The sequence below is a fragment of the Rhizobium leguminosarum genome (genome assembly GCF_010668065.1).
Taxonomy (GTDB): Bacteria; Pseudomonadota; Alphaproteobacteria; order Rhizobiales; family Rhizobiaceae; genus Rhizobium; species Rhizobium leguminosarum_S.
In genome coordinates this window covers 57,035-78,913 of the sequence record NZ_WUEN01000002.1, presented here as the reverse complement: position 1 = coordinate 78,913, position 21,879 = coordinate 57,035, and the positions used below count along the sequence as shown (strand labels likewise).

25 protein-coding genes are annotated in these 21,879 nt (G+C 61.3%); 20 read left to right on the top strand and 5 right to left on the bottom strand.

The features are described from left to right. Window positions 1-43: 43 nt before the first annotated feature. Window positions 44-1,609 (top strand): DEAD/DEAH box helicase, encoded by a 1,566-nt coding sequence (locus GR198_RS04915; RefSeq protein WP_017960621.1) that lies wholly within the window; start codon window positions 44-46, stop codon window positions 1,607-1,609. Window positions 1,610-1,616: 7 nt separating this feature from the next. Further along, window positions 1,617-2,039: an NUDIX domain-containing protein gene (locus tag GR198_RS04910; protein ID WP_029874226.1), complete on the top strand. Its 423-nt coding sequence runs from the start codon at window positions 1,617-1,619 to the stop codon at window positions 2,037-2,039. Here GR198_RS04910 and GR198_RS04905 read toward each other — a convergent pair whose 3' ends face one another. Continuing rightward, the gene (locus GR198_RS04905) at window positions 2,040-2,357 is read right to left on the bottom strand and encodes a TfoX/Sxy family protein (protein WP_003540033.1); all 318 of its coding nucleotides are present in this window, start codon (window positions 2,355-2,357) and stop codon (window positions 2,040-2,042) included. It lies immediately after the preceding gene. Between the two features lie 46 nt (window positions 2,358-2,403). Beyond that, window positions 2,404-2,898: a flavin reductase gene (locus tag GR198_RS04900; RefSeq protein WP_029874227.1), complete on the bottom strand. Its 495-nt coding sequence runs from the start codon at window positions 2,896-2,898 to the stop codon at window positions 2,404-2,406. A gap of 197 nt (window positions 2,899-3,095) precedes the next feature. Here GR198_RS04900 and GR198_RS04895 point away from each other — a divergent pair, with 197 nt between their 5' ends. From GR198_RS04895 to GR198_RS04865, 7 genes are all read left to right on the top strand, one after another. Beyond that, window positions 3,096-4,178: a branched-chain amino acid ABC transporter substrate-binding protein gene (locus GR198_RS04895; protein WP_029874228.1), complete on the top strand. Its 1,083-nt coding sequence runs from the start codon at window positions 3,096-3,098 to the stop codon at window positions 4,176-4,178. Between the two features lie 64 nt (window positions 4,179-4,242). After that, on the top strand, window positions 4,243-4,920 hold the full coding sequence (gene rpe / locus GR198_RS04890; RefSeq protein WP_003559730.1) for a ribulose-phosphate 3-epimerase: 678 nt from the start codon (window positions 4,243-4,245) through the stop codon (window positions 4,918-4,920). Further along, window positions 4,917-5,642 carry a DUF2259 domain-containing protein gene (locus tag GR198_RS04885; protein ID WP_029874229.1) on the top strand — a complete coding sequence of 242 codons (726 nt, stop codon included), beginning with the start codon at window positions 4,917-4,919 and terminating at the stop codon, window positions 5,640-5,642. The genes rpe and GR198_RS04885 overlap by 4 nt, the downstream gene beginning before the upstream one ends. 32 nt (window positions 5,643-5,674) lie before the next feature. After that, the gene (locus GR198_RS04880) at window positions 5,675-6,160 is read left to right on the top strand and encodes a hypothetical protein (RefSeq protein ID WP_155248950.1); all 486 of its coding nucleotides are present in this window, start codon (window positions 5,675-5,677) and stop codon (window positions 6,158-6,160) included. 118 nt (window positions 6,161-6,278) lie between these two features. Then, window positions 6,279-7,586 carry an adenylosuccinate lyase gene (gene purB, locus GR198_RS04875; protein ID WP_003559733.1) on the top strand — a complete coding sequence of 436 codons (1,308 nt, stop codon included), beginning with the start codon at window positions 6,279-6,281 and terminating at the stop codon, window positions 7,584-7,586. A 247-nt stretch (window positions 7,587-7,833) separates the two neighbouring features. Further along, entirely contained in the window at window positions 7,834-8,253 is a 420-nt protein-coding gene (locus tag GR198_RS04870) for a hypothetical protein (protein ID WP_003559734.1), read from the top strand. A gap of 81 nt (window positions 8,254-8,334) precedes the next feature. Then, window positions 8,335-8,751 carry a hypothetical protein gene (locus GR198_RS04865; protein ID WP_029874231.1) on the top strand — a complete coding sequence of 139 codons (417 nt, stop codon included), beginning with the start codon at window positions 8,335-8,337 and terminating at the stop codon, window positions 8,749-8,751. Between the two features lie 211 nt (window positions 8,752-8,962). Here the strand turns inward: GR198_RS04865 and GR198_RS04860 are convergent, their stop codons facing one another. Next, the gene (locus GR198_RS04860) at window positions 8,963-9,430 is read right to left on the bottom strand and encodes a low affinity iron permease family protein (RefSeq protein ID WP_029874232.1); all 468 of its coding nucleotides are present in this window, start codon (window positions 9,428-9,430) and stop codon (window positions 8,963-8,965) included. A 172-nt stretch (window positions 9,431-9,602) separates the two neighbouring features. Next, entirely contained in the window at window positions 9,603-10,415 is an 813-nt protein-coding gene (locus tag GR198_RS04855) for a DUF2189 domain-containing protein (protein ID WP_029874233.1), read from the bottom strand. A gap of 176 nt (window positions 10,416-10,591) precedes the next feature. Here GR198_RS04855 and GR198_RS04850 point away from each other — a divergent pair, with 176 nt between their 5' ends. The 7 genes from GR198_RS04850 (at window position 10,592) to GR198_RS04820 (ending at window position 16,542) form a co-directional block, all read left to right on the top strand. Next, window positions 10,592-11,146, top strand: a complete 555-nt coding sequence (locus GR198_RS04850) for an RBBP9/YdeN family alpha/beta hydrolase (RefSeq protein WP_011652152.1) — start codon at window positions 10,592-10,594, stop codon at window positions 11,144-11,146. 96 nt (window positions 11,147-11,242) lie between these two features. Then, on the top strand, window positions 11,243-13,540 hold the full coding sequence (locus GR198_RS04845) for a bifunctional diguanylate cyclase/phosphodiesterase (RefSeq protein ID WP_164067672.1): 2,298 nt from the start codon (window positions 11,243-11,245) through the stop codon (window positions 13,538-13,540). Window positions 13,541-13,812: 272 nt separating this feature from the next. Further along, a complete protein-coding gene (purC, locus tag GR198_RS04840; RefSeq protein WP_003540062.1) occupies window positions 13,813-14,577 on the top strand; it encodes a phosphoribosylaminoimidazolesuccinocarboxamide synthase in 765 nt (254 codons plus the stop codon). 15 nt (window positions 14,578-14,592) lie between these two features. Beyond that, window positions 14,593-14,835, top strand: coding sequence for a phosphoribosylformylglycinamidine synthase subunit PurS (gene purS / locus GR198_RS04835; RefSeq protein ID WP_029874235.1), 243 nt, complete (start codon window positions 14,593-14,595; stop codon window positions 14,833-14,835). A 44-nt stretch (window positions 14,836-14,879) separates the two neighbouring features. After that, window positions 14,880-15,434: an RNA 2'-phosphotransferase gene (locus tag GR198_RS04830; protein ID WP_029874236.1), complete on the top strand. Its 555-nt coding sequence runs from the start codon at window positions 14,880-14,882 to the stop codon at window positions 15,432-15,434. Further along, window positions 15,431-16,102, top strand: a complete 672-nt coding sequence (gene purQ, locus GR198_RS04825) for a phosphoribosylformylglycinamidine synthase subunit PurQ (RefSeq protein ID WP_029874237.1) — start codon at window positions 15,431-15,433, stop codon at window positions 16,100-16,102. Before GR198_RS04830 ends, purQ begins: the two co-directional genes overlap by 4 nt. A 44-nt stretch (window positions 16,103-16,146) precedes the next feature. Next, entirely contained in the window at window positions 16,147-16,542 is a 396-nt protein-coding gene (locus GR198_RS04820; RefSeq protein ID WP_029874238.1) for a hypothetical protein, read from the top strand. 125 nt (window positions 16,543-16,667) lie between these two features. Here GR198_RS04820 and GR198_RS04815 read toward each other — a convergent pair whose 3' ends face one another. Continuing rightward, window positions 16,668-16,925, bottom strand: coding sequence for a DUF1127 domain-containing protein (locus GR198_RS04815; RefSeq protein WP_029874239.1), 258 nt, complete (start codon window positions 16,923-16,925; stop codon window positions 16,668-16,670). A gap of 81 nt (window positions 16,926-17,006) precedes the next feature. On the opposite strand from GR198_RS04815, the gene GR198_RS04810 reads away from it, so the two are divergent. The 4 genes from GR198_RS04810 (at window position 17,007) to GR198_RS04795 (ending at window position 21,849) form a co-directional block, all read left to right on the top strand. Next, window positions 17,007-18,425 carry an aminotransferase-like domain-containing protein gene (locus GR198_RS04810; protein WP_029874240.1) on the top strand — a complete coding sequence of 473 codons (1,419 nt, stop codon included), beginning with the start codon at window positions 17,007-17,009 and terminating at the stop codon, window positions 18,423-18,425. A gap of 122 nt (window positions 18,426-18,547) precedes the next feature. Continuing rightward, entirely contained in the window at window positions 18,548-19,126 is a 579-nt protein-coding gene (locus tag GR198_RS04805) for an acyloxyacyl hydrolase (RefSeq protein ID WP_029874241.1), read from the top strand. A 235-nt stretch (window positions 19,127-19,361) separates the two neighbouring features. Continuing rightward, window positions 19,362-21,596 carry a phosphoribosylformylglycinamidine synthase subunit PurL gene (purL, locus tag GR198_RS04800; RefSeq protein WP_029874242.1) on the top strand — a complete coding sequence of 745 codons (2,235 nt, stop codon included), beginning with the start codon at window positions 19,362-19,364 and terminating at the stop codon, window positions 21,594-21,596. A 19-nt stretch (window positions 21,597-21,615) separates the two neighbouring features. Beyond that, window positions 21,616-21,849, top strand: a complete 234-nt coding sequence (locus GR198_RS04795) for a BolA/IbaG family iron-sulfur metabolism protein (RefSeq protein WP_003540079.1) — start codon at window positions 21,616-21,618, stop codon at window positions 21,847-21,849. Window positions 21,850-21,879 lie beyond the last annotated feature (30 nt).

Sequence of the window (21,879 nt, the reverse complement as noted above, 5' to 3'; positions counted from 1 at the left end):
GGCATGCAATCCCGCCGACTCGTTCAGAGCTCGGCCGAACGGAATGGAAACAGTTTTCCCTTTGACGACATTTGCTGACCTTGGCTTAAGCCAAAAAGTGCTATCCGCTGTTACGGACGCGGGCTACACGATCCCAACGCCTATTCAGGCGGGCGCCATCCCGTTTGCGCTCGAGCGCCGCGATATTTGCGGCATCGCGCAGACCGGCACTGGCAAGACGGCATCCTTTGTTCTGCCGATGCTGTCGCTTCTGGAGAAGGGCCGTGCGCGTGCGCGCATGCCCCGCACGCTGATTCTCGAACCGACGCGCGAACTCGCCGCCCAGGTCGCCGAGAATTTCGAGAAATACGGCAAGAACCACCGCCTTAACGTCGCCCTTCTGATCGGCGGCGTTTCCTTCGAGGACCAGGACCGCAAGCTCGAACGCGGCGCCGATGTGCTGATCTGCACCCCCGGCCGCCTGCTCGACCATTTCGAGCGCGGCAAGCTCCTGATGAGCGGCGTCGAGATCCTCGTCATCGACGAGGCCGACCGCATGCTCGACATGGGTTTCATCCCCGATATCGAACGCATCGCCAAGATGATCCCGTTCACCCGCCAGACTCTCTTCTTCTCGGCAACCATGCCGTCGGAGATCCAGAAGCTCGCCGACCGCTTCCTGCAGAATCCCGAGCGTATCGAGGTTGCAAAGCCGGCTTCCGCCGCCGCGACCGTGACGCAGCGTTTCGTCGCTTCGCACGGCAAGGATTACGAAAAGCGCGCCGTCTTGCGCGAACTCGTCCGCGCCCAGACCGAACTCAAGAACGCCATCGTCTTCTGCAACCGCAAGAAGGATGTCGCCGATCTCTTCCGGTCGCTCGAGCGTCACGGCTTTTCGGTCGGCGCCCTGCATGGCGACATGGACCAGCGTTCCCGCACGATGACGCTGCAAAGCTTCCGTGACGGCAACCTCCAGCTTCTGGTGGCCTCCGACGTAGCCGCCCGCGGCCTCGATATCCCCGATGTCAGCCACGTCTTCAATTTCGACGTGCCGATCCATTCCGAGGATTACGTCCACCGCATCGGCCGCACCGGCCGTGCCGGCCGCTCGGGTGCCGCCTTCACCTTGGTCACCAAGCGCGATACCAAATTCGTCGACGCCATCGAGAAGCTGATCGGCGAAAAGGTCGAATGGCTGAGCGGTGACCTGACGTCGCTGCCGCCGCCGGCAGAAGACAGCCGGGACAGTGAACGCCCGCGCCGTAACAGCCGCGAACGTGGCGCCAGAGATGGCGCAGGCCGAGATCGTGCGCCGAGAGAGAATGGCGATAAGGATCGTGGGCGCGGACGCGGCAATCGCGCCGCTGCGAGTCATAAATCTGATAACGACATACAGGATAATGGCGTAGACGTGATCGAAGCAGCACCAGTAAAGGCCGACATCGTGAAGAACGAGCGCAAAGCAGAGCAGAAGCCGCAGAACAATGCGCGCAATAGTCGGCCTTACCCGGCAAACGACGACAGCCGCGACCGCCGCCGCCATCGCGACCACGACGACGGCCCGACCCCTGTTGGATTCGGCGACGATATCCCCGCCTTCATGCTGATCGCCGGCAGCGCCAAGGTCTGAACTTCCAATGGGCAGGCCCGGTCTCGATTTTCCGGGTCTCGGCGTCGGTCTGGTGATTCTGCGCGACGCCAGGATCCTTCTTTACAAACGCATGCGAGCACCGGAAGCCGGCTATTGGAATATCGTCGGCGGCAAAGTAGACCACATGGAGCCGGCAGAGACTGCCGCGCGCCGTGAGGCCGAAGAGGAAACCGGCCTGACGATCGGCCGCATCGAACGAATCGGCATGACCGAGCAGATCATCGATGCCGATCGCCAACACTGGATCTCGATTCTCTATCTCGCTCGCGACGTCGAGGGCGAGCCGCAACTGACCGAACCGGACAAGCTTTCGGATTTCGGCTGGTTTCCGCTGACGGATCTACCCGAGCCACTGTCGGCCTTCACCAAAGCCGCCATCGCAGCCTTGTCGCCCGCTGAACGCGGCTAGCTATTCGGCGCGAAGCGACGCCTCATAGGCAAGCCGCACCCATTTCGCCATCAGATCGGGATCGTCGTAGGCCTCGTCGGGGATCGACCAATAGGGCATTTTTACCGGCTTGCCCTTCTTGCCCTCATAGGTCCATTGCGTGGCGCCGGCAGCGGCAAATTCCGGGGCGCTCGTCTCGTCGGCCTTCAGCAGCATCTCGTCGCGCACTTCGAGCGCGATGATGCGCCCGAGATGATAGATGCCTTTGCCGCCGAACATGCGCTTGACCGTGACGGGGCCAAGCCCCTGAAACATTTCCTCGATGCCGGCATTGTCCATTCTCTATTCCCTCGAGATGCTTTCGAAAGGACGCACGGCGCTCTCATCACAGCGCGTGATAATCCCGGTTCATATAGATGAGCGCCGGGTGCTTTTCGCTGAAGCGGACAGCCGCGACCTCGCCGAAGATGACATTGTGCGTCGGCATTTCCTTGATATCGATCACCCGGCAATCGAAGGCGGCAAGTGCGTCGGCCAGCACGGGCGCACCGGTGGCAAGCATATCGAAACGGGCGCTGGCGAAACGGTCGTCATTGGCAAGCGACGTGCGCCCGGAAAAGGCATCGGCTACGCCCTGGTGGTGGGCGCCGAGCGTGTTCAGCGCGAAGATGCCGCTGCGGAAGAAGATCTCGTTCTTCGGATTGGTGTTGTTGAGGCAGATCAGCACCGAGGCCGGATTGTCCGAGACCGAACAGGCGGCGGTGATGGTGACGCCGCGGCGCAGCTCGCCCATCGCCGTCGTCACGAGTTGCACATGGCCGGCATAACGGCTCATGGCATCGCGATAAAGGCCGGGGTCGATATGCTGCCTGTTCAACACCTGCTTCTCCCGTACGCGCTTATTCTGCCTTGATCGACTTGCTCTGATCGACTTGCTATCGCGCCAATATGGCGAGCATCGGTTACCTTTTCTACAATAGGACCGGTGAAAAGCGCTGTGTTGCGCTTGTTTTTCTTTGACGATCGCGGCCTTGCGGATAAAAGGGCATGGACGATGGCTAGGGATCTCCGCCTTTCATGATCAACCTGCGTGGCATAGCAGCCTTTCTGGTGCTGCTGGGAGCGGCGGCTGAAAGCCATGCGGCCGGCGTGACGATCGGTGTCGTCGCCCCTCAGAACGGACCGCTCGCCCTCCTCGGCGCCCAGATTGCCGCCGGCGCCGGTTTCGAGATCCAGCAGTCCGGAAATACCCTCGTCGCCATCAACGAGACCTGCGAGGACAATAGTGGTGCCGCGGTCGCCGATGCGCTTGTCAATGCCAAGGTGCAGGTCGCGGTCGGCTTTCTCTGCAGCGAGACGCTGGAAGGTGCGCTGCCGAAGCTGAAGGACGCCAATATTCCGGCGATCACCGTCTCGGTGCGCTCCCGCATCCTCATGGAGGATGCGCTGAAGAACGGCTGGCCGCTTTTCCGGGCGGCGCCCGCCGACGGTGCCGAGGCGGCAAAGGTCATCGAGGTGATCCTGAAGGACTGGGCCGCCGATCCGATCGCCCTGATCGAGGACGGCACCATTCATGGCCGCGAACTGACGGAAGCGGTGCGCAATGCGCTGGAGCAGAACGGCCTGAAGCCGGTCTTTACCGACACCTACCGGCCGGGACAGGAACAGCAGATTGCCCTCGTCCGCCGCCTGAAACGAGCCGGCGCCACCAGGGTCTTTATCGGCGGCGACCGCAACGACGTCGCCGTCATCGCCCGCGACGCCAAGGCAGAGAACATCCAGCTTTCCATCCTCGGCGGCGATGCCATGCGCGCCGCCGACCAGCCGCTGCCGCTGAATGAAGGCGTACGCGCCGTCGCCCTGCCCGAATACACCATCCTGCCGGAAGGCACGGCTGCGGCCGACGCGCTGCGCGCCAAAGGCATCGAGCCGGAAGGTTATGTCCTGCCGTCGCTGGCCGCGGCCCTCATTGCCGGACAGGCCGGGCAAGCCGCCGCTGCGGCGGGCAAGCCCCTTCAGGAGATGCTTCTCGGCACGACATTCCAGACGCCGGTCGGCGCTATCGCCTTCACCGGCGCGCATGAACTTTCGCAAAACCCCTACCGCCTGCTCGAATGGCGGGGCAACGGCTTTTTTCCACCTGCCGCGCCGACGCAATGAGCGGCGCGCCAGCCTTGAATTCGGGCCCCGCGCTCAAATGGCGGCCCATACGGAGTAAGATTTGATGACGCTGCCCATTCGCATTGCCCCCTCGATCCTCGCAGCGGATTTCGCCAGGCTCGGCGAGGAGGTGCGCGACGTGACGGCCGCCGGCGCCGACTGGATCCATCTCGACGTCATGGACGGCCATTTCGTGCCGAACATCTCCTTCGGCCCGGATGTCATCAAGTCGCTGCGCTCCTATACATCAGCCACCTTCGACTGCCACCTGATGATCTCGCCGGTCGACGATTATCTCGAAGCCTTCGCCAAGGCCGGCTGCGACCGTATCACCGTCCATGCCGAAGCCGGACCGCATCTGCACCGCTCGCTGCAGACCATCCGCAATCTCGGCAAGAAGGTCGGCGTGACGATCAATCCGGCGACACCGCTCAGCGCCATCGAGAACGTGCTCGACGATGTCGATCTCATCCTGATCATGTCGGTCAATCCCGGATTCGGCGGACAGAAATTCATTCCGGCGATGGCGAAGAAGATCGCGGCGGCGAAGTCACTGATCGGTGATCGGCCGATCGAACTCGAGGTCGACGGCGGCGTCACGGTGGAAACGGCGCCTGATATCGCGCGGGCGGGCGGCAACGTTCTCGTCGCCGGCTCGGCAATTTTCAAGGGCGATACGGTCGAGGATTATCGCCGGACTGTCGCCGATCTGCGTCAGGCAGCCGAAGGGGCACGAGCATGAACAAACGTCTGATCATTGGTGGCATGCTTGCTGCTGCATTTGCCGGCCTGCCCGGCCCGTCACTTGCCGGTGACATCGCCAATATCCAGCCGATCGGCTTTTCCGCCGACGGCAAGGTCTTCGGATTTCAGGAATTCGGCATCGAGGAGAGCGGCAACCTTCCCTACTCCAACACCTATTTCATCGATACCGAAGACGGCCACTATCTCGAGGGCACGCCCTTCCATACCGAGTTGACCGATAAGGACGCCAATCTCTCCAAGGCGCGGCGGCAGAACCTGACGGCGGCGCGCAGCCAGATGGATAAATATGATCTCCTGACCAATCCCGGCCTGATCGCCGCCTTCAATCCGCCGACTGAACTCGGCTCGCCTTCGAAGACGATCCGCTACACGACGCTTGCGACCGACGGTCCGCCGAAATCGCCTTATACGCTCTCGCTCGGCGAGATGCCGGTGCCGACGCCGAAGGATTGCGCTGCAGTCGACAAGCGCGTCATCGGCTTCAGCCTGCAGATGATCGAGAAGGAAGGCGCTCCGAACCGGCAGGCAGCGCGCCAGGCCACCGCAGTTCCGGCCGAGCGCGTATGTTCCGTCGAATACCGGATCGGCGGCGCCGTGGTCTATCAGCCGGAAGCCGGAAACCAGGTTCACATCGCCCTCGTCCTGGCCTTCGATGCCGACAGGAACGGACGCTGGATCGCCGTTCCGGTTCATCCCTGAGCATGGATCGCCCGAGGACGGATCGCCCCCGGATGGATCGTCTAAGAGCTGCACGGCCGTCCTACCCCGATTTGATTGCCGGCGCGTTGCTTTGGGGCATGCAGATGCTTGCCGCCGCCATGCTCGGCCTTTACCTGCGCAACGGCCTGCAGACGAGCCGCCTTGCCGAGATCGCCGCACTCTATTTCGCCGGCGGCCTGTTCGCCTGGCCGTTCGCCCTGCCGGTCGCCCGCTACCTCGCCTTTGACAGGCCGCTGGAAACGCGTTTTGCCGCTTTTTTCGTGACGCTGACAGCGGCCACGATCTTGATGACCGCCTTCCTCTTCGCCATGGAATACCGGATGTTCTATGCGCGCTGGCATGCGCCCTTCGGCAGTATCGTCTGGGCTTTCCAGTTCGTCTTCACCAGTATCAGCGCAGTCTATCAGTTCCTGGTGATCGGCCTGCGTCTCTTCCTGCCGCTTGGCCTCGTCTGTCTTGTCGCAAGCAGCTATCATCTTGCCAAACGCATGCGTTGAGATTGCCGCCCGTCTTTGCTACAGGGGCGCTAAAGCAATTCCAGCAAAAGTGTGCAGCGGTTTTGCGTCCGGAATTGCGTCTTAAACGCTCAACCTCTTGAAGTGAAGGCAGCCGCCCATGATCCCGCGTTATTCCCGGCCTGAAATGGTCGCCATCTGGTCTCCCGAAACCAAGTTCCGCATCTGGTTCGAGATCGAGGCGCATGCCTGCGACGCGCTGGCCGAACTTGGCGTCATCCCGAAATCGGCGGCAAAGACGATCTGGGAGAAAGGCGGCGCGGCCACCTTCGACGTCGACCGCATCGATGAGATCGAGGCCGTCACCAAACACGACGTCATCGCTTTCCTCACCCATCTCGCCGAGATCGTCGGCCCGGATGCGCGTTTCGTCCACCAGGGCATGACCTCGTCCGACGTGCTCGATACCTGCTTTAACGTCCAGCTGGTCCGCGCCACCGACATCCTGCTTGCCGATATCGACCGGCTGCTCGAGGCGCTGAAAAGCCGCGCCTTCGAACATAAGGACACCGTCACCATCGGCCGTTCGCACGGCATCCATGCCGAGCCCACCACCTTCGGCGTCAAGCTGGCGCTCGCCTATGCCGAATTCGAGCGCTGCCGCCAGCGCCTCGTCGCCGCCCGCGAGGAAGTCGCGACCTGCGCCATATCGGGCGCCGTCGGCACCTTCGCCAATATCGATCCGCGCGTCGAGGAACATGTCGCCGAGGCCCTCGGCCTGAAGGCCGAGCCGGTCTCGACGCAGGTCATCCCGCGTGACCGCCACGCCATGTATTTCGCCACCCTCGGCGTGGTCGCCTCGTCGATCGAGCGGCTGGCAACCGAGATCCGCCACCTGCAGCGCACCGAGGTGCTGGAAGCCGAGGAATATTTCTCGCCCGGCCAGAAGGGCTCCTCGGCCATGCCGCACAAGCGCAACCCGGTTCTGACCGAAAACCTGACCGGCCTTGCCCGCATGGTCCGTTCCTACGCCATGCCGGCGATGGAAAACGTCGCCCTCTGGCACGAGCGCGATATCTCGCATTCCTCTGTCGAGCGCATGATCGGCCCCGATGCCACCGTGACGCTGGACTTCGCCCTGTCGCGGCTGGCCGGCGTCATCGAAAAGCTGCTGGTCTATCCCGAGAACATGGAAAAGAATCTCAACAAGTTCCGCGGCCTCGTCCATTCGCAGCGCGTCCTGCTGGCACTGACCCAGGCCGGCACCTCCCGCGAGGACGCCTATCGGCTGGTCCAGCGCAACGCCATGAAGGTCTGGGAACAGGGCAAGGATTTCCTGGAAGAGCTGCTCGCCGATGCCGAAGTCCGCGCTGCCCTCTCGGAGGAAGACATCCGCGAAAAATTCGACCTCGGCTACCACACGAAACACGTCGACACGATCTTCCGGCGCGTGTTTGGAGGAGCGTAAGCGGGCTTGAGATCGGTGTTTATCGATGGAAGCGAGCGATAAGCTCGACGCCTGCTTCGGAAGTAGCGCTTTGGATCTCAGTGATGATGATATCCCCACGCCCGGCCGACGCATTTCGCGTTTTTGGATTTGATGAGAGGTGAAAGTCGCCCCCTGCTTCACAATTCGCTATGACCGGATTTCAGCCGCTGACGCGGTGATGCGTGCCGCCCAAAACACAATATCAACAATGACAACAGAGGTTCTCATGAAGAAAGCATTCATTCTGTCGGTTGCCACGATGTGCGCCAGTGCAGCATTGGCGAGTTGCACGACGACCGGTCCGGATGGATTGTCGCACTACCAAAGGAATATCAGCGTGGCGAGCGGCGAGCGCACCAAGATTGGCGTTGCCTTCAGCCTCAACCCCGACTGTAGCGCGAAAGTTGTACCCGAGGTCCGCATCCGCGAGGCCCCAAAACATGGCAAGGTGGAGAGCCTGCGCGAACTCGCGTTCCCCCATGGCAAGGGTGAATATAAGAAGTGCAATGGCACAAAGGTACCTACCACGGTAGGGTACTATACATCTGACAAGGGCTTTGTCGGCAAGGACAGAATTGTAATTCGCACGTCCGATAAAAACGGCATTGTCACCGAAGGGGTGCTGAATATTACGGTTGTCGAATAGTCATGCTGCGTTGGCGGCCGGTATCGTAATCTTATGATGCCGCCTGCCCCGGAACCCAATTTCAATACTGGTGAGAATTCCATGAACATCCGATACGGACTTTTGGGTTCGGCCCTTCTTCTCATTGCCGGGGGACATGCCCAAGCGCAGGAGATCAAAAAGGTAAATACTTCCGCTACAGTCATCTCCGGCAGTCGAACCATCATTTATCAATCGTCATTTGTGAATCCCGACTGCAGCTTGGCCGCTGTGCCGCGTCTAAAGATTCTGGACGGCGGCAAACATGGAGAGATTCAAATCGCCCATGAAAAGGTGTTTCCGATTTTCAAGCGAAGCAATCCCCGCTTCAAATGCAATGGCCGCAAGGTCGAGGGAGCTGTGGTCTACTATACGCCAGGCGCCAAGTTCACTGGATCCGATAAAATCAAGTTGCGAGAGTCGAGCGAGTCTGAGGCTGGGGTTTGGGAGATCACTGCCCGTGTAACTGTCGTTGACTGACAGGGTTTAGGGAGCTTTGTCAGGCCTGGATGCTTATCCCCCGGCGACTTCACTGCCGAAGCATTGGGCTTGGCGCTTTCGCCGGGCATGTCCGTCACCGTTGAAGTCAAGACTGGCAGCCGGCGCATCCTTGAATATCTCTTGCGTTAGCGGAGATCGGATCGGAAGCGATGCAGGAAAGATAAGCCTGATAAAAATAGCCGACCGATCTCTACCTCTGCTTCACCGGCTTGGCTGAAACCCGTCGTTTGCGCACCTCCGCCTTTTTCGACGGCGCCGCATTCGCTGCTTCGGTTGAGTCCGATGTCCTGCAAGCCTCCCTCTCACCCCTGCCCTTTGCGGCCTTCGCGACCAGCTCGTCGAGACGTTTCAGTTCTTCCTCGTCGAGATTCTCGATGCCGATGAAACGGTTCTCGGCATGGCTGGTCAGGATGATTTCGTTGAGCTTTGCCTGAATCGCCCTGGTGTCGCGCGTTTGGGCGTTCTGCAGCACGAAGACCATCAGGAAAGTGACGATCGTCGTGCCGGTATTGATGACCAGCTGCCAGGTTTCCGAATAGTCGAAGAAGGGGCCGAGTGCCGCCCAGATAACGACGGCAATCAGTGCCAGGATGAAGATGACAGGCTTGCCCGCCCATTCCGATACCTTGGTTGCGAAGTGGGCAAACAGATGCTTCATCGTCACCTCAAAATCCTCCTCGAAATCCCGAGAGCATGATGTCGACGACATCATGCTCTCGGCTAAACAAACTCCGAGGCAGGATCGAGGTTCCCGGGGGTATCCCAGATTCCCGCGGGGGTCCTAGATTCCCCCCAGGGATCTCCGGAATTCCCCGCAGACTAGGCCGTGGTTATGCTGTGACTTCCCCTTCCCGCGCAATCAGCTTGCGATAGAGATGCCAGGTCGCATGGCCGAGGATCGGGATGACGAGCGCAAGCCCGGCAAAGACTGGGATCGTGCCGATGACGAGCAGCGCGGCGACGATCAGGCCCCAGAGCAGCACCGGCACCGGATTGAGAATCGTCGCGCGGATCGACGCCGTGACGGCGGCGACTGCCCCGACATCGCGGTCGAGCAGCAGCGGAAAGGTGATGACGGTCATCGCCAGCACGACGAGCGCAAAGACGAATCCGATGAGATTGCCCCAGATGATCAACTGCATACCCTCTGACGTGCCGAAGACCTGGCGGAAGAAATCCCCCATGCTGCGCGGAAAGACCTCGCCGAGCAGGTTGCTATAGAGCGTCTGCGCCGTCACCAACCAGACGACGAAGAGGCCGCAGAGCATCAGCCCGACCGCCACGATCGACGGCAGTGCCGGCGAATGGCGCACGTCGAGCGCATGCCTCCAGGACGCGTCGAGGCCGGCCTCGCGCCGGCGGCTGATCTCATAGAGGCCAATCGCTGCGATCGGGCCGATCAGCACGAAACCCGCCATCAGCGGGAAGACCATCGGCAAAAGGTTGGCACCCGAGGTCCACAGCGTCAGGAAGACGCCGGCGATCGGGTACATCAGGCACAGGAAAACATAGTGGGACGGTTTCTCCATGAAATCGTCGTATCCGCGCTTCAGCGCGTCGAAGACGTCGGCGATACCGATGCGATTGACGACGGGCCGCGCTAAGCTTTCGCTTGCACCCGTCATGACGTGAAATGCCGCCATGGCTTTCTCCTCCTCAGCCGAGACCTGATCGGCGGCGGACAGCATCGGCGGGCAAGCCGATACGAATTCCGCAACCGGCACTGGAGGAATATAGCAACTTTCAGAACCCGTGTCGCTCCCTCCCTTGACATCCCCCTCTTGACATCTTGGACCAGCTTTCTCACATCGGCGGCATCATGAAAGCCTCAGACGCAGATATCCTCATCATCCCCGGTTACACCAATTCCGGCCCGAGCCACTGGCAGAGCCGCTGGGAGGCAAAACTCAGCACGGCGCGGCGCGTCGAACAGGCCGAATGGACGAAGCCGGTCCGCGAGGACTGGATCGCCCGCATCGCCGAGGAGGTGAACGCCTCGACCCGTCCGGTCGTTCTCGTCGCCCATTCGCTGGGCGTGCCCTCCGTGATCCATGCCATCCCGCATTTCCGCAACCGGGTGGCGGGCGCTTTCCTCGTCGCCCCGCCCGATGTCGCCAATCCCGACATCCGCCCGAAGCACCTGATGACCTTCGGCCCCTATCCACGCGATCCGCTGCCCTTTCCGTCGATTACGGTCGCCAGCCGCAACGATCCGTTCGGCAGCTACGAACATGCCGACGATGTCGCCGGCAGTTGGGGCTCCTTCCTCGTCGATGCCGGCGAGGCCGGCCATATCAATGCCGATTCCGGTCACGGCCCCTGGCCCGAAGGCACGATGGTCTTTGCCCAGTTCCTCGGCCGGCTCTCCGCCTGATCGCGGAAAAGACGCCGCCTCGCTTGTTGAGCAGGTGCTTTCTAAGTCTTTCTTAATGGAATGACAGCAGACTGCGCCGAGGTGACATAAGCGAGAATGCCCGTGAAGAAAGCCCATACAGAGGCCGGTGATCCGCATGGCGATGCTGCATCGGTTGAGGCAGGCATCGGCAATGGGACAACAGACGATTCCGACCTCACCGAGCGGGAGAGCCGCTGGAATTATGCGCTCGTCGGCTCTGGCCTCGGCGTATGGGATCACAATTACCGTCTCGACCGGAAATATTACTCGCCGACGTGGAAAACCATCCGCGGCATGGCGCCCGACGAGGAAGCGGACGGCGATTACGAGGCCTGGCTGCAGCTCGTTCATCCCGACGATCGCGATTTCGTCGTCCATGCAATCGACCGGCAGAACGCCGGCGATCCAAATTACCAGGTCTTCGAATATCGCGAGCGCCACAAGGACGGCCACTGGGTGTGGATCGAGTGTCGCGGCGCCTGCGTCGAATGGGACGAGAACGGCGTGCCGACGCGCATCATCGGCACGGATACGGATATCACCGCCCGCAAGGAAGCCGAGGAGACGCTGTCGCGTTTGTCGCGCCGGCTCGATCTGGCGCTGGAGGTTTCCCGCATCGGCGTCTTCGAGGCCGATATCGAGCATGATACCGTCGAATGGGACGACCGCCTCATCGCCATCTACGGGCTGCAGGGTGCCTCGCGTCAGATCGGCGGCGACGTCTGGGCGAAAAGCCTGCATCCAGACGACCGAGAGCGCGTGCTTGGCTTGTCCGACCGCAGCGTCGAAAGCGGCAGTGATTTCCAGCAGGAATACCGCATCATCCGCGGCGACGGCGCCGAACGCGTCATCCGCGCCCGCTCGGCCTTCTTTATCGACGGCAACGGCCACCGCAAGCTGATCGGCGCCAACTGGGACGTCACCGAGGAAGTGGCGCTCCGCAACGAGCTGCAGCGCGCCAAGGATCTGGCCGAGGCGCGCAACCGCGAGCTCGAAACCGCCAAGGAGAGCATCGAGCACCTGGCGCTGCACGATTACCTCACCGGCCTGCCGAACCGCCGCTATCTCGACAAGATGCTGGACGAGCGTGCGGCGGAATGCCGGGCCAAGGGCCTGGCGCTGGCGATCCTGCATATCGATCTCGACCGCTTCAAGCAGATCAACGACACGCTCGGCCACCGGGCTGGCGACGCCATGCTGCAGCATGTCGCAAGCGTGCTGAGAACGTCCGTCCGCGCCGTCGATTTCGTGGCCCGCATCGGCGGCGACGAATTCGTCATCCTCTGCATTGTCGATCCCGCATCGAAGAAGATCGCCAGCCTTGCCGAACGTGTCATCCGCGAATTGCGCAAACCCGTCAGATATGAGGGGCACGATTGCCGTTTCGGCGCCAGCATCGGCATCGCCATCGACAGCGGACCGAAGCTCGACGCCAAGCAGATGCTGCTCGACGCCGATATCGCCCTCTACCGTGCCAAGGGCCTGGGCCGCAACCGCTTCGAATTCTTCTCGGCCTCTGCCCGCCGCGACATCATCTCCGCCAAGCACCTTGCCGACGAGATCCTGATCGGCCTCGAACGCAATGAATTCGTACCCTTCTATCAGTTGCAGTTCGATGCCCGCACGCTCGATGTCGCAGGCGTCGAAACACTTGCCCGCTGGCAGCACCCGGTGCACGGGCTGCTTACGCCCGACCGCTTCCTCGACATCGCCGAGGATCTCGACGTCGTCTCGACCATCGACGCCCTGATCCTGGAGCGCGCCATTGCCGACCGGAAGGTGTGGCTCAAGGACGGGCTGCCGATCCCGAAGATATCGGTCAACGTCTCCGCCAGGCGGCTCGCCGATCCCGATCTCGGCAAGAAGCTCCGCGCCTTGAAGATCGAGCCCGGCACGTTCTCCTTCGAGCTGCTGGAATCGATCTCGCTCGACGATTGCGACGAGGCGGTGGCCGCCAACCTGAAAAAGCTGCGCAAGCTCGGCATCGACATCCAGATCGACGATTTCGGCACCGGTCATGCCTCGATCGTCAGCCTGCTGCGTTTGAGCCCGAAGACGCTGAAGATCGACCGCGAGTTGATCCGCATGCTGCCGCAATCGTCCGAGCAGCGCAAACTCGTCGGCTCGATCATCGATATCGGCCGCTCGCTGAACATCCTCGTCATCGCCGAGGGCGTCGAAACGGCGGAGCATATTCGCATTCTCGAAGAACTCGACTGTGACACGCTGCAGGGCTACGCGCTCGCCCGGCCGATGCCGGCCATGCAGATCCCCTCCTTCATCCGCGCCGGAAGTTGGCGCCACGGGCAAATCGCCGCTCGCGCCTTGCAGGCGCAGCTTCGCCGCGCGCTGCCAAGCAGAGCCGCCAAATAAAAACCTGCATAAGCGGCCCGCCATTTCGCCTTCATTCCTCCGTAGAGGAAAAGGCGCTAAACTCGTCTTGCGAATTCATTCGATTCTCTTGGTGGTATTCCGTAAAATTGGAAACCAAGGCCGCGAAATCCGGAAACCGGGGCCACAGAATCTTGAAACCGGGGAAGGAGCGACAGGCGGATTGTGAAACCATCTCTTTTCCTTTAAGGGGACGCCACGAGATCGATCCACTCGCGCTATCCCAAGAGCGCCAACAACAGAGAATGACCACGATGAACCGTCGCCGCCGTATCTACGAGGGCAAGGCAAAGATTCTGTATGAGGGCCCGGAACCGGGCACTTTGATCCAGTTCTTCAAGGACGATGCCACTGCCTTCAACAAGAAGAAACACGAAGTCATCGATGGCAAGGGCGTCCTCAACAACCGCATCTGCGAATATATCTTCAGCCATCTGAACAAGATCGGCATTCCCACTCATTTCATCCGCCGGCTCAACATGCGCGAGCAGTTGATCAAGGAAGTGGAGATGATCCCGCTGGAGATCGTCGTGCGCAATGTCGCGGCCGGTTCTCTCGCCAAGCGCCTCGGCATCGACGAAGGCGTCGTGCTGCCGCGCTCGATCATCGAATTCTATTACAAGTCCGACGCGCTCGACGATCCGATGGTCTCCGAAGAGCACATCACCGCCTTCGGCTGGGCAAACCCCGCCGAACTCGATGACATCATGGCGCTTGCCATTCGCGTCAACGACTTCATGACCGGCCTCTTCCTCGGCGTCGGCATCCAGCTCGTCGATTTCAAGATCGAATGCGGCCGTCTCTTCGAAGGCGATATGATGCGCATCATCCTCGCCGACGAGATCTCGCCGGACAGCTGCCGGCTCTGGGATATCGAAACCCATGAGAAGATGGACAAGGACCGCTTCCGCCGCGACCTTGGCGGGTTGCTCGAAGCCTATTCCGAAGTCGCGCGCCGTCTCGGCATCATCAATGAAAACGAGCCTGTGCGCGGCACCGGCCCGGTTCTCGTCAAGTAAGGCAGGAAAGACAAAGTGATCAAGGCTCGTGTCACCGTCACGCTGAAAAACGGCGTTCTCGATCCGCAGGGCAAGGCTATCGAGGGTGCGCTCAGTGCCCTCGGCTTCTCGGGCGTCGGCCATGTAAGACAGGGCAAGGTCTTCGACCTCGAGCTGGAAGGCGCCGACAAAGGCAAGGCTGAGGCCGACCTCAAGGCCATGTGCGAAAAACTGCTCGCCAACACGGTGATCGAGAACTACGCAATCGCGATCGACTGATGATCACAGACCCGTCGTCTGGCGGACTTTGAGGATTTGGCGTCATGATGAAAGCAAAGCTGGAGACGGAAGTCTCGAAATATATGAGCTATGTTTTGCGTCATGCGCCTGATGCTGCGGGCTTGACGCTTGATAGCGAGGGTTGGGTGTCGTTTGATGAGCTCGAAAAAGCGTTGGCGTCGAAATACGATGTTTCCCGCGCTGATATTATCGAGATCGTCGAAAACAATCCAAAGAAGCGCTTCAGCCTCGCCGATAACAGAATTCGTGCAAACCAAGGTCATAGCCTCGAGGTCGATCTTGCATTGAACCAGGTCGAACCGCCCGCCGCTCTTTTTCACGGCACGTCTCTGACGAACTGGCAGTCGATCGAGCGCGAAGGCTTGAAGAAAATGCAGCGGCACCACGTTCATCTGTCGGCGGATGTCGAAACGGCGAAAATTGTCGCAATGCGCCGCAAGGGTGAACATATCATCCTGCGTGTCGACGCGGCCCGCATGTTTTCCGAGGGTCATTCTTTCTTTGTCTCCGACAATGGAGTATGGCTCGCCGAAAGCGTTCCAGTTCAATATCTTTCGCGAAACGCAGGGACCCCATGAAATCAGCCGTCGTTCAACTTCCGGGCCTCAACCGCGACCGCGACATGATCGCCGCCTTGACCAAGATCTCCGGCCAGCCACCGGTGACGATCTGGCAGACGGAAACCCAGATCCCCGATGTCGACCTGATCGTCATCCCCGGCGGCTTTTCTTATGGCGATTATCTCCGCTGCGGCGCGATCGCAGCCCGCATGCCGGTCATGCAGGCGATCATCGACAAGGCTTCAAAAGGCGTGAAAGTCCTCGGCGTCTGCAACGGCTTCCAGATCCTCGTCGAGGCCGGCCTGCTGCCCGGCGCGCTGATGCGCAATTCCTCGCTGAAATTCGTCTGCCGCGAGATCAAGCTCGAAGTCGTCAATGCCGAGACGGATTTCACCCGCGCCTATGCGCAAGGCCAGGTCATTCGCTGCCCGGTCGCCCATCATGACGGCAATTATTTCGCCGACGATGCGACGCTGGCTGCGATCGAAGGCAATGGCCAGGTGGTGTTCCGTTATGCCGAAGGCACCAACCCGAACGGCTCGATCAATGATATTGCCGCCGTCATGAACGAAAAGGGCAACGTGCTCGGCATGATGCCGCATCCCGAGAACCTGATCGAGGCCGCCCACGGCGGTTCGGACGGCCGCGGTCTCTTCGCCTCGGCGCTCGACGTCATCGCCGCCTGAACCTCGGCACACGAAAATCCTTCTTTTCGGATCTGGAGCAATCGATGCGCCCTCGCCTCTCCGTCGCAAACGCCGCCCTGTTGACCGCTCTTGCAGCCATGGTGGCAGCCTGCCAGACGCCGGCGCCGACAGGCCCGAACCGCGCCGCACTGCCGACGATGGAACGCGTGGCGCTTGGCGCCAATGCCTGCTGGTTCAAGTCGGGCGATCCGGCCTTTGCAGCCTACAAGCTCGCGCCGGAGCTCAATTCCTTTTCAGGCCGTCCACGCATCCTGCTCGTCCACAAGGGCAGCCCGGAAAGCCGGCCGCTGCTCGTCGTCCAGGCTGAGGGAAGCCCTTCGCGCCTGCAGGCCTTCGGTCCGATGATGCAGGAACCGGTCGCCGGCCGCATCACCACCGACGTCAATCGCTGGTCCGGCGGCAACAAGGCCTGCAGCTGATCGCGGCGATGACAGCGCCACGCGTCTTTTCAGACGCGCGAAGGGCTCTGCAACGCTTTGAATGCTGCATATGACCCTGAAATCGCTTCCGATTTAAGGAATGATGCGGCAGCCCGAAAGCATGATCAGTCCCAGAAAAATGACTTGCCGACTTCGCGCGCGGCATCGGATTGCGACACACCGATATCCTTGAGTTCGGTCGCCGTCAGGCCTCTCAGCGCGCGCCGGCCTTCCCGCTTTTGATGCCAGAGAAGAATGGCGGACCAGATTCGCTCCAAACGCGTCGTCGCCTCGGCGGGCGCGTCGCGGAGGATGATTTGTCTCCTGTCATCGCAAGAGACAATCGGTACAATTGGCATTTTGATCTCAGGCAAGGCAGACATTCCAGAAATCCTCTCGGTTTGCCATTGGAATTGACTCATACGCTTGACGGGTACAATGTGCCAATATATACAATTGTCACCATGACAAATTGGCTTCCCGATATTTCCCGCGGTTCCGGGCCGGTCTATCTCCGGCTTGCCGACAGCATCGAATCCGCCATATCAAGCGGCGCCCTGCCCGCCGGCAGCAAGTTGCCGCCGCAGCGCAACCTCGCCTACGATATCGGCGTGACGATCGGCACGATCGGCCGCGCCTATGCGCTGGTGCATGAGCGCGGCCTGGTCGCCGGCGAAGTGGGGCGCGGCACCTATGTGCTGAACCGCTCCGAAACGCCGCCCGGGGAACAGATCGATCCGCTGACCGTCTCGCTCGGCGGCACCCGCATCCAGGATGCGCCGGCCAACAAGATCCGCTTCGACACGACAGCCGCTCCCGATCTCGGCCAGGGCAAGATCATCGCTGGCATCCTCGCCGAGATCGGCGAGCAGCATCTTGCCGAAATTTCCTCCTATTCCCGGAGCTTCCCGCGCAACTGGTTCGAGGCCGGCCGCCTGTGGCTTGCTCGCAGCGGCTGGACGCCGGAGGTCGAAAACATCGTGCCGACGCTCGGCGCCCATGCGGCAGCAATCGCCGTCATCGCCGCCGTCTCGGCGCCGGGCGACAAGATTGTCTTCGAGGATCTCACCTATACCCAGGTCAGCCGCAGCGCCCGCCTGCTCGGCCGCCGCACGCTGACGGTCGATTCCGATGAGCTCGGTGTGATCCCCGAGGATTTCGAGCGGCTCTGTCAGCAGCAGCATCCGAAGATCGCCTTCCTGATGCCGACCGTCCACAATCCGACGCTGGCGATCATGCCGTATGAACGGCGCGCGGCCATCGCCGCAATCGCCAGGAAACACAGTGTCTGGCTGATCGAGGACGACCTCTACGGCGGCATGGCCGACGACGATACGCCGCTGCTGGCCTCGATCGCGCCCGATCGCACCTTCCTCGTCAACGGGCTGTCGAAATCGGTCGCCGCCGGCGTGCGCGGCGGCTGGGTCGCCTGCCCGCCGCATTTTGCCCAGCGCATCAAGGTGACGCATAGGATGATCACCGGCGGCCTGCCCTTCATCCTGGCTGAGACCTGTGCGCGCCTCGTCGAAAGCGGCATGGCGCACGAGATTCGCAAGGCAAGTGTCGAGGAACTCTCCCGGCGCGTCCGGCTCGCCCGCGAGCAGTTGCAGGGCTTCGATTTCGAATCGCACATACACGCGCCGTTCCTCTGGCTGAAACTGCCGGAACCCTGGATGTCGGGCACCTTCAAGAATGCCGCCTTCCGCGACGGCGTGCTCGTCGACGACGAGGACGAGTTCAAGGCGGCGCGCGGAGAGAGACCCTATCATCGCGTTCGGATCGGCTTTTCCTCGCCGAAGACGGGGCAGGAACTGATCTCGGGCCTGATGATCCTGCGCCGTCTGCTGGAAAATGGCGGCTCCGCCTATGATGGCGAAATATGACGTGTTGCAAATACACGCCATAAATCGGAAAAAACGCCGGAGCCTATTCGGAGCGCTATACCGACTCAACCTCCATGTTACCTCTTTGCTGTTCCCGTCTGACGCGAATCAAAGGACAGCAAATGAGGGTCGACTTCGGAAAGATCGCGTTGCGTTTTTTGGGTATGGCATCATTGGCAGCGGCAGCCGCCATCCCGGTTGCGAGCTCGGCAACTGCCGGCGAGCAGATATTCGATGAATTGCGCTTCGGCGTCTCGACCTCGGTACAATCGGGCCATTCCAGAGAAGACGGCGTCTTTCCGGAAATTACCGCTCTCTTCGATCCCTTCGGCTACGATATGGCAGTCGGCTGGCAGCAACAGCTGCTGCATCCTCGTGTGCATCTCGGCACCTCGATCGGCACGTCAGGCGAGGCCACCCAATTCTTCACCGGTTTCACTTGGACGGTCGATTTCAACGAGAAGCTTTTTGCCGAAGCCGGCTTCGGCGGCGTCATTCATACCGGCGATCTCGAGGGTGATGATGACGGTCCGGAACTCGGCTGTCGCGTCCTCTTCCACGAATATCTGGGCGCCGGCTATCGTTTCAACGCGCACTGGAACGTCATGGCCCAGATCGCCCATTCCTCGCATGCCAACCTCTGCGATGGGCCGAACGACGGCATGACACGCGCCGGTCTGCAGATCGGCTACAAATTCTAGGCAGCGACCGCTTTTTTCATCGTGCGGAAGAAGTTGCCGACCCGCTGTTGACGGCGGGCATTTTCCTGTCGCGCGCCGTCGCTACATAGGTTAAAGAGCGGAAAACGCGCTAGAGCATCTCCGTTTTTCTTCGAATCACGGAGATGCTCTATCTCTTTCTTTTCACGCAATTCCGGACGCAAAACCGCTGCGCACTTTTGCTGGATTGCTCTAAGGCAGGGACTTCCGAGAGCTCATGACCATTCCAAACACCATCCCGATCACGCCGGAACTCATTGCGAGCCATGGCCTGAAGCCCGACGAGTACCAGCGCATTCTGGATCTGATCGGCCGCGAACCGACGTTTACCGAGCTCGGCATCTTCTCGGCCATGTGGAACGAGCACTGCTCCTACAAATCCTCGAAGAAATGGCTGCGCACGCTGCCGACCAAGGGCCCCCGCGTCATCCAGGGTCCGGGCGAAAATGCCGGCGTGGTCGATATCGATGACGGCGATTGCGTCGTCTTCAAGATGGAGAGCCACAACCACCCCTCTTATATCGAGCCCTATCAGGGGGCTGCGACCGGCGTCGGCGGCATCCTGCGCGACGTCTTCACCATGGGTGCGCGCCCGATCGCCGCGATGAACGCGCTGCGCTTCGGGGAGCCGGATCATCCGAAGACCCGCCACCTCGTCTCCGGCGTCGTCTCCGGCGTCGGCGGCTACGGCAATTCCTTCGGCGTGCCGACGGTCGGCGGTGAGGTCGAATTCGACGCCCGCTACAACGGCAACATCCTCGTCAACGCCTTTGCCGCCGGCATTGCGAAGTCGAACGCCATCTTCCTCTCGGAGGCCAAGGGCGTCGGCCTTCCGGTCGTCTATCTCGGCGCCAAGACTGGCCGCGACGGCGTCGGCGGCGCGACGATGGCATCGGCCGAATTCGACGAATCGATCGAAGAGAAGCGCCCGACCGTTCAGGTCGGCGACCCCTTCACCGAGAAGTGCCTGCTGGAAGCCTGCCTCGAGCTGATGAAGACCGGCGCCGTCATCGCCATTCAGGACATGGGTGCCGCCGGCCTCACCTGCTCTGCTGTCGAAATGGGCGCCAAGGGCGATCTCGGCATCCTGCTCGAGCTCGACAAGGTGCCTGTGCGCGAAGAGCGGATGACCGCCTACGAGATGATGCTGTCGGAAAGCCAGGAGCGCATGCTCATGGTGCTGCAGCCGGAGAAGGAAGAGGAAGCCAAGGCGATCTTCGTCAAGTGGGGCCTCGACTTTGCCATCGTCGGCTGGACGACCGACGATCTGCGCTTCCGCGTCATGCACCAGGGCGAGGAAGTCGCCAACCTGCCGATCAAGGATCTCGGTGACCAGGCGCCGGAATATGATCGCCCTTGGCGCGAATCCGGCAAACACGCCCCCCTGCCCGCCAATCTCGTCGCAGCACCCGAGGATTATGGCCAGGCGCTGCTGCAACTCGTCAGTTCCGCCAACCAGTCGAGCCGCCGCTGGGTCTATGAGCAATACGACACGCTGATCCAGGGCAATTCGCTGCAGCTTCCGGGCGGCGATGCCGGCGTCGTGCGTGTCGACGGCCATCCCTCCAAGGCGCTCGCCTTCTCCTCCGACGTCACTCCGCGTTATGTCGAGGCGGATCCCTTCGAAGGCGGCAAGCAGGCGGTCGCCGAATGCTGGCGCAACATCACCGCGACAGGCGCCGAACCGCTTGCCGCCACCGACAATCTGAACTTCGGCAATCCGGAAAAGCCCGAAATCATGGGCCAGTTCGTTCAGGCGGTGAAGGGCATCGGCGAAGCCTGCCGCGCGCTGGATTTCCCGATCGTGTCAGGCAACGTTTCGCTCTACAACGAGACCAACGGCGTCGCCATCCTGCCGACCCCGACGATTGCGGGCGTTGGCCTGCTGCCGGATTGGAGCAAGATGGCCCGCATCGGTGCTGCCAACGATGGCGATAAGGTGATCATGATCGGCGTCGACGGCAGCCATCTCGGCCAGTCCGTCTATCTCCGCGATGTACTTTCCAGCAGCGAAGGTCCGGCTCCTGAAGTGGATCTGTTCGCCGAAAGACGCAATGGCGATTTCGTCCGCTCTGTCATCCGCAACGGCCAGGCGACCGCCTGCCACGACATCTCCTCTGGCGGCCTTGCCGTGGCGCTCGCCGAAATGGCGATGGCCTCGGGCAAAGGCCTGACGATCGATCTGAGCGAAGGCAAGGGTGAACCGCATGCGCTGCTCTTCGGCGAGGATCAGGCCCGCTACGTCCTGACCTTGCCTGCCGATGTCGCCGATTTCGTCTGCGTCAACGCAGAAGGTGGCGGCGTTCCCTTCCGCCGTCTCGGCACGGTCGGAGGAACGGCGCTCGTCGTCGGCGATCTCATCTCGCTGCCGATTCAGCAATTGCGCGATGCCCATGAATCATGGTTCCCTGATTTCATGGAAGGCCGCGGCGAACTTGCCGCTGCGGAATGATGCGCAAGGAGTAACGATCATGGCCATGAAACCCGGCGATATCGAAGACATGATCAAGGCTGGGATTCCCGGTGCCAAAGTGACGATCCGCGATCTGGCGGGCGACGGCGATCACTACGCCGCCGAAGTCGTCGCCGAAGCCTTTCGCGGCAAGAGCCGCGTGCAACAGCACCAGATGGTCTACGAGGCGCTGAAGGGCAACATGGGCGGCGTGCTGCACGCTCTGGCCCTGCAGACCTCCGCGCCGGAATAGAGCCCGACCCAATCCGGATGACGATGCCCG

Excerpts from the sequence above, each read along its gene's own strand:
- purC (WP_003540062.1), top strand. The coding sequence starts at position 13,813 with ATGAACCGTCGCCGCCGTATCTACGAGGGCAAGGCAAAGATTCTGTAT.
- GR198_RS04855 (WP_029874233.1), bottom strand. The coding sequence starts at position 10,415 with ATGGCGGCATTTCACGTCATGACGGGTGCAAGCGAAAGCTTAGCGCGG.
- GR198_RS04870 (WP_003559734.1), top strand. The coding sequence starts at position 7,834 with ATGAAGAAAGCATTCATTCTGTCGGTTGCCACGATGTGCGCCAGTGCA.
- GR198_RS04860 (WP_029874232.1), bottom strand. The coding sequence starts at position 9,430 with ATGAAGCATCTGTTTGCCCACTTCGCAACCAAGGTATCGGAATGGGCG.
- GR198_RS04865 (WP_029874231.1), top strand. The coding sequence starts at position 8,335 with ATGAACATCCGATACGGACTTTTGGGTTCGGCCCTTCTTCTCATTGCC.
- GR198_RS04910 (WP_029874226.1), top strand. The coding sequence starts at position 1,617 with ATGGGCAGGCCCGGTCTCGATTTTCCGGGTCTCGGCGTCGGTCTGGTG.
- GR198_RS04795 (WP_003540079.1), top strand. The coding sequence starts at position 21,616 with ATGGCCATGAAACCCGGCGATATCGAAGACATGATCAAGGCTGGGATT.
- GR198_RS04815 (WP_029874239.1), bottom strand. The coding sequence starts at position 16,925 with ATGTCTGCCTTGCCTGAGATCAAAATGCCAATTGTACCGATTGTCTCT.
- GR198_RS04915 (WP_017960621.1), top strand. The coding sequence starts at position 44 with ATGGAAACAGTTTTCCCTTTGACGACATTTGCTGACCTTGGCTTAAGC.
- GR198_RS04885 (WP_029874229.1), top strand. The coding sequence starts at position 4,917 with ATGAACAAACGTCTGATCATTGGTGGCATGCTTGCTGCTGCATTTGCC.
- GR198_RS04895 (WP_029874228.1), top strand. The coding sequence starts at position 3,096 with ATGATCAACCTGCGTGGCATAGCAGCCTTTCTGGTGCTGCTGGGAGCG.
- purL (WP_029874242.1), top strand. The coding sequence starts at position 19,362 with ATGACCATTCCAAACACCATCCCGATCACGCCGGAACTCATTGCGAGC.
- GR198_RS04830 (WP_029874236.1), top strand. The coding sequence starts at position 14,880 with ATGATGAAAGCAAAGCTGGAGACGGAAGTCTCGAAATATATGAGCTAT.
- rpe (WP_003559730.1), top strand. The coding sequence starts at position 4,243 with ATGACGCTGCCCATTCGCATTGCCCCCTCGATCCTCGCAGCGGATTTC.
- GR198_RS04880 (WP_155248950.1), top strand. The coding sequence starts at position 5,675 with ATGGATCGTCTAAGAGCTGCACGGCCGTCCTACCCCGATTTGATTGCC.
- purB (WP_003559733.1), top strand. The coding sequence starts at position 6,279 with ATGATCCCGCGTTATTCCCGGCCTGAAATGGTCGCCATCTGGTCTCCC.
- GR198_RS04905 (WP_003540033.1), bottom strand. The coding sequence starts at position 2,357 with ATGGACAATGCCGGCATCGAGGAAATGTTTCAGGGGCTTGGCCCCGTC.
- GR198_RS04810 (WP_029874240.1), top strand. The coding sequence starts at position 17,007 with ATGACAAATTGGCTTCCCGATATTTCCCGCGGTTCCGGGCCGGTCTAT.
- GR198_RS04820 (WP_029874238.1), top strand. The coding sequence starts at position 16,147 with ATGCGCCCTCGCCTCTCCGTCGCAAACGCCGCCCTGTTGACCGCTCTT.
- GR198_RS04805 (WP_029874241.1), top strand. The coding sequence starts at position 18,548 with ATGAGGGTCGACTTCGGAAAGATCGCGTTGCGTTTTTTGGGTATGGCA.
- GR198_RS04850 (WP_011652152.1), top strand. The coding sequence starts at position 10,592 with ATGAAAGCCTCAGACGCAGATATCCTCATCATCCCCGGTTACACCAAT.
- purQ (WP_029874237.1), top strand. The coding sequence starts at position 15,431 with ATGAAATCAGCCGTCGTTCAACTTCCGGGCCTCAACCGCGACCGCGAC.
- GR198_RS04845 (WP_164067672.1), top strand. The coding sequence starts at position 11,243 with ATGCCCGTGAAGAAAGCCCATACAGAGGCCGGTGATCCGCATGGCGAT.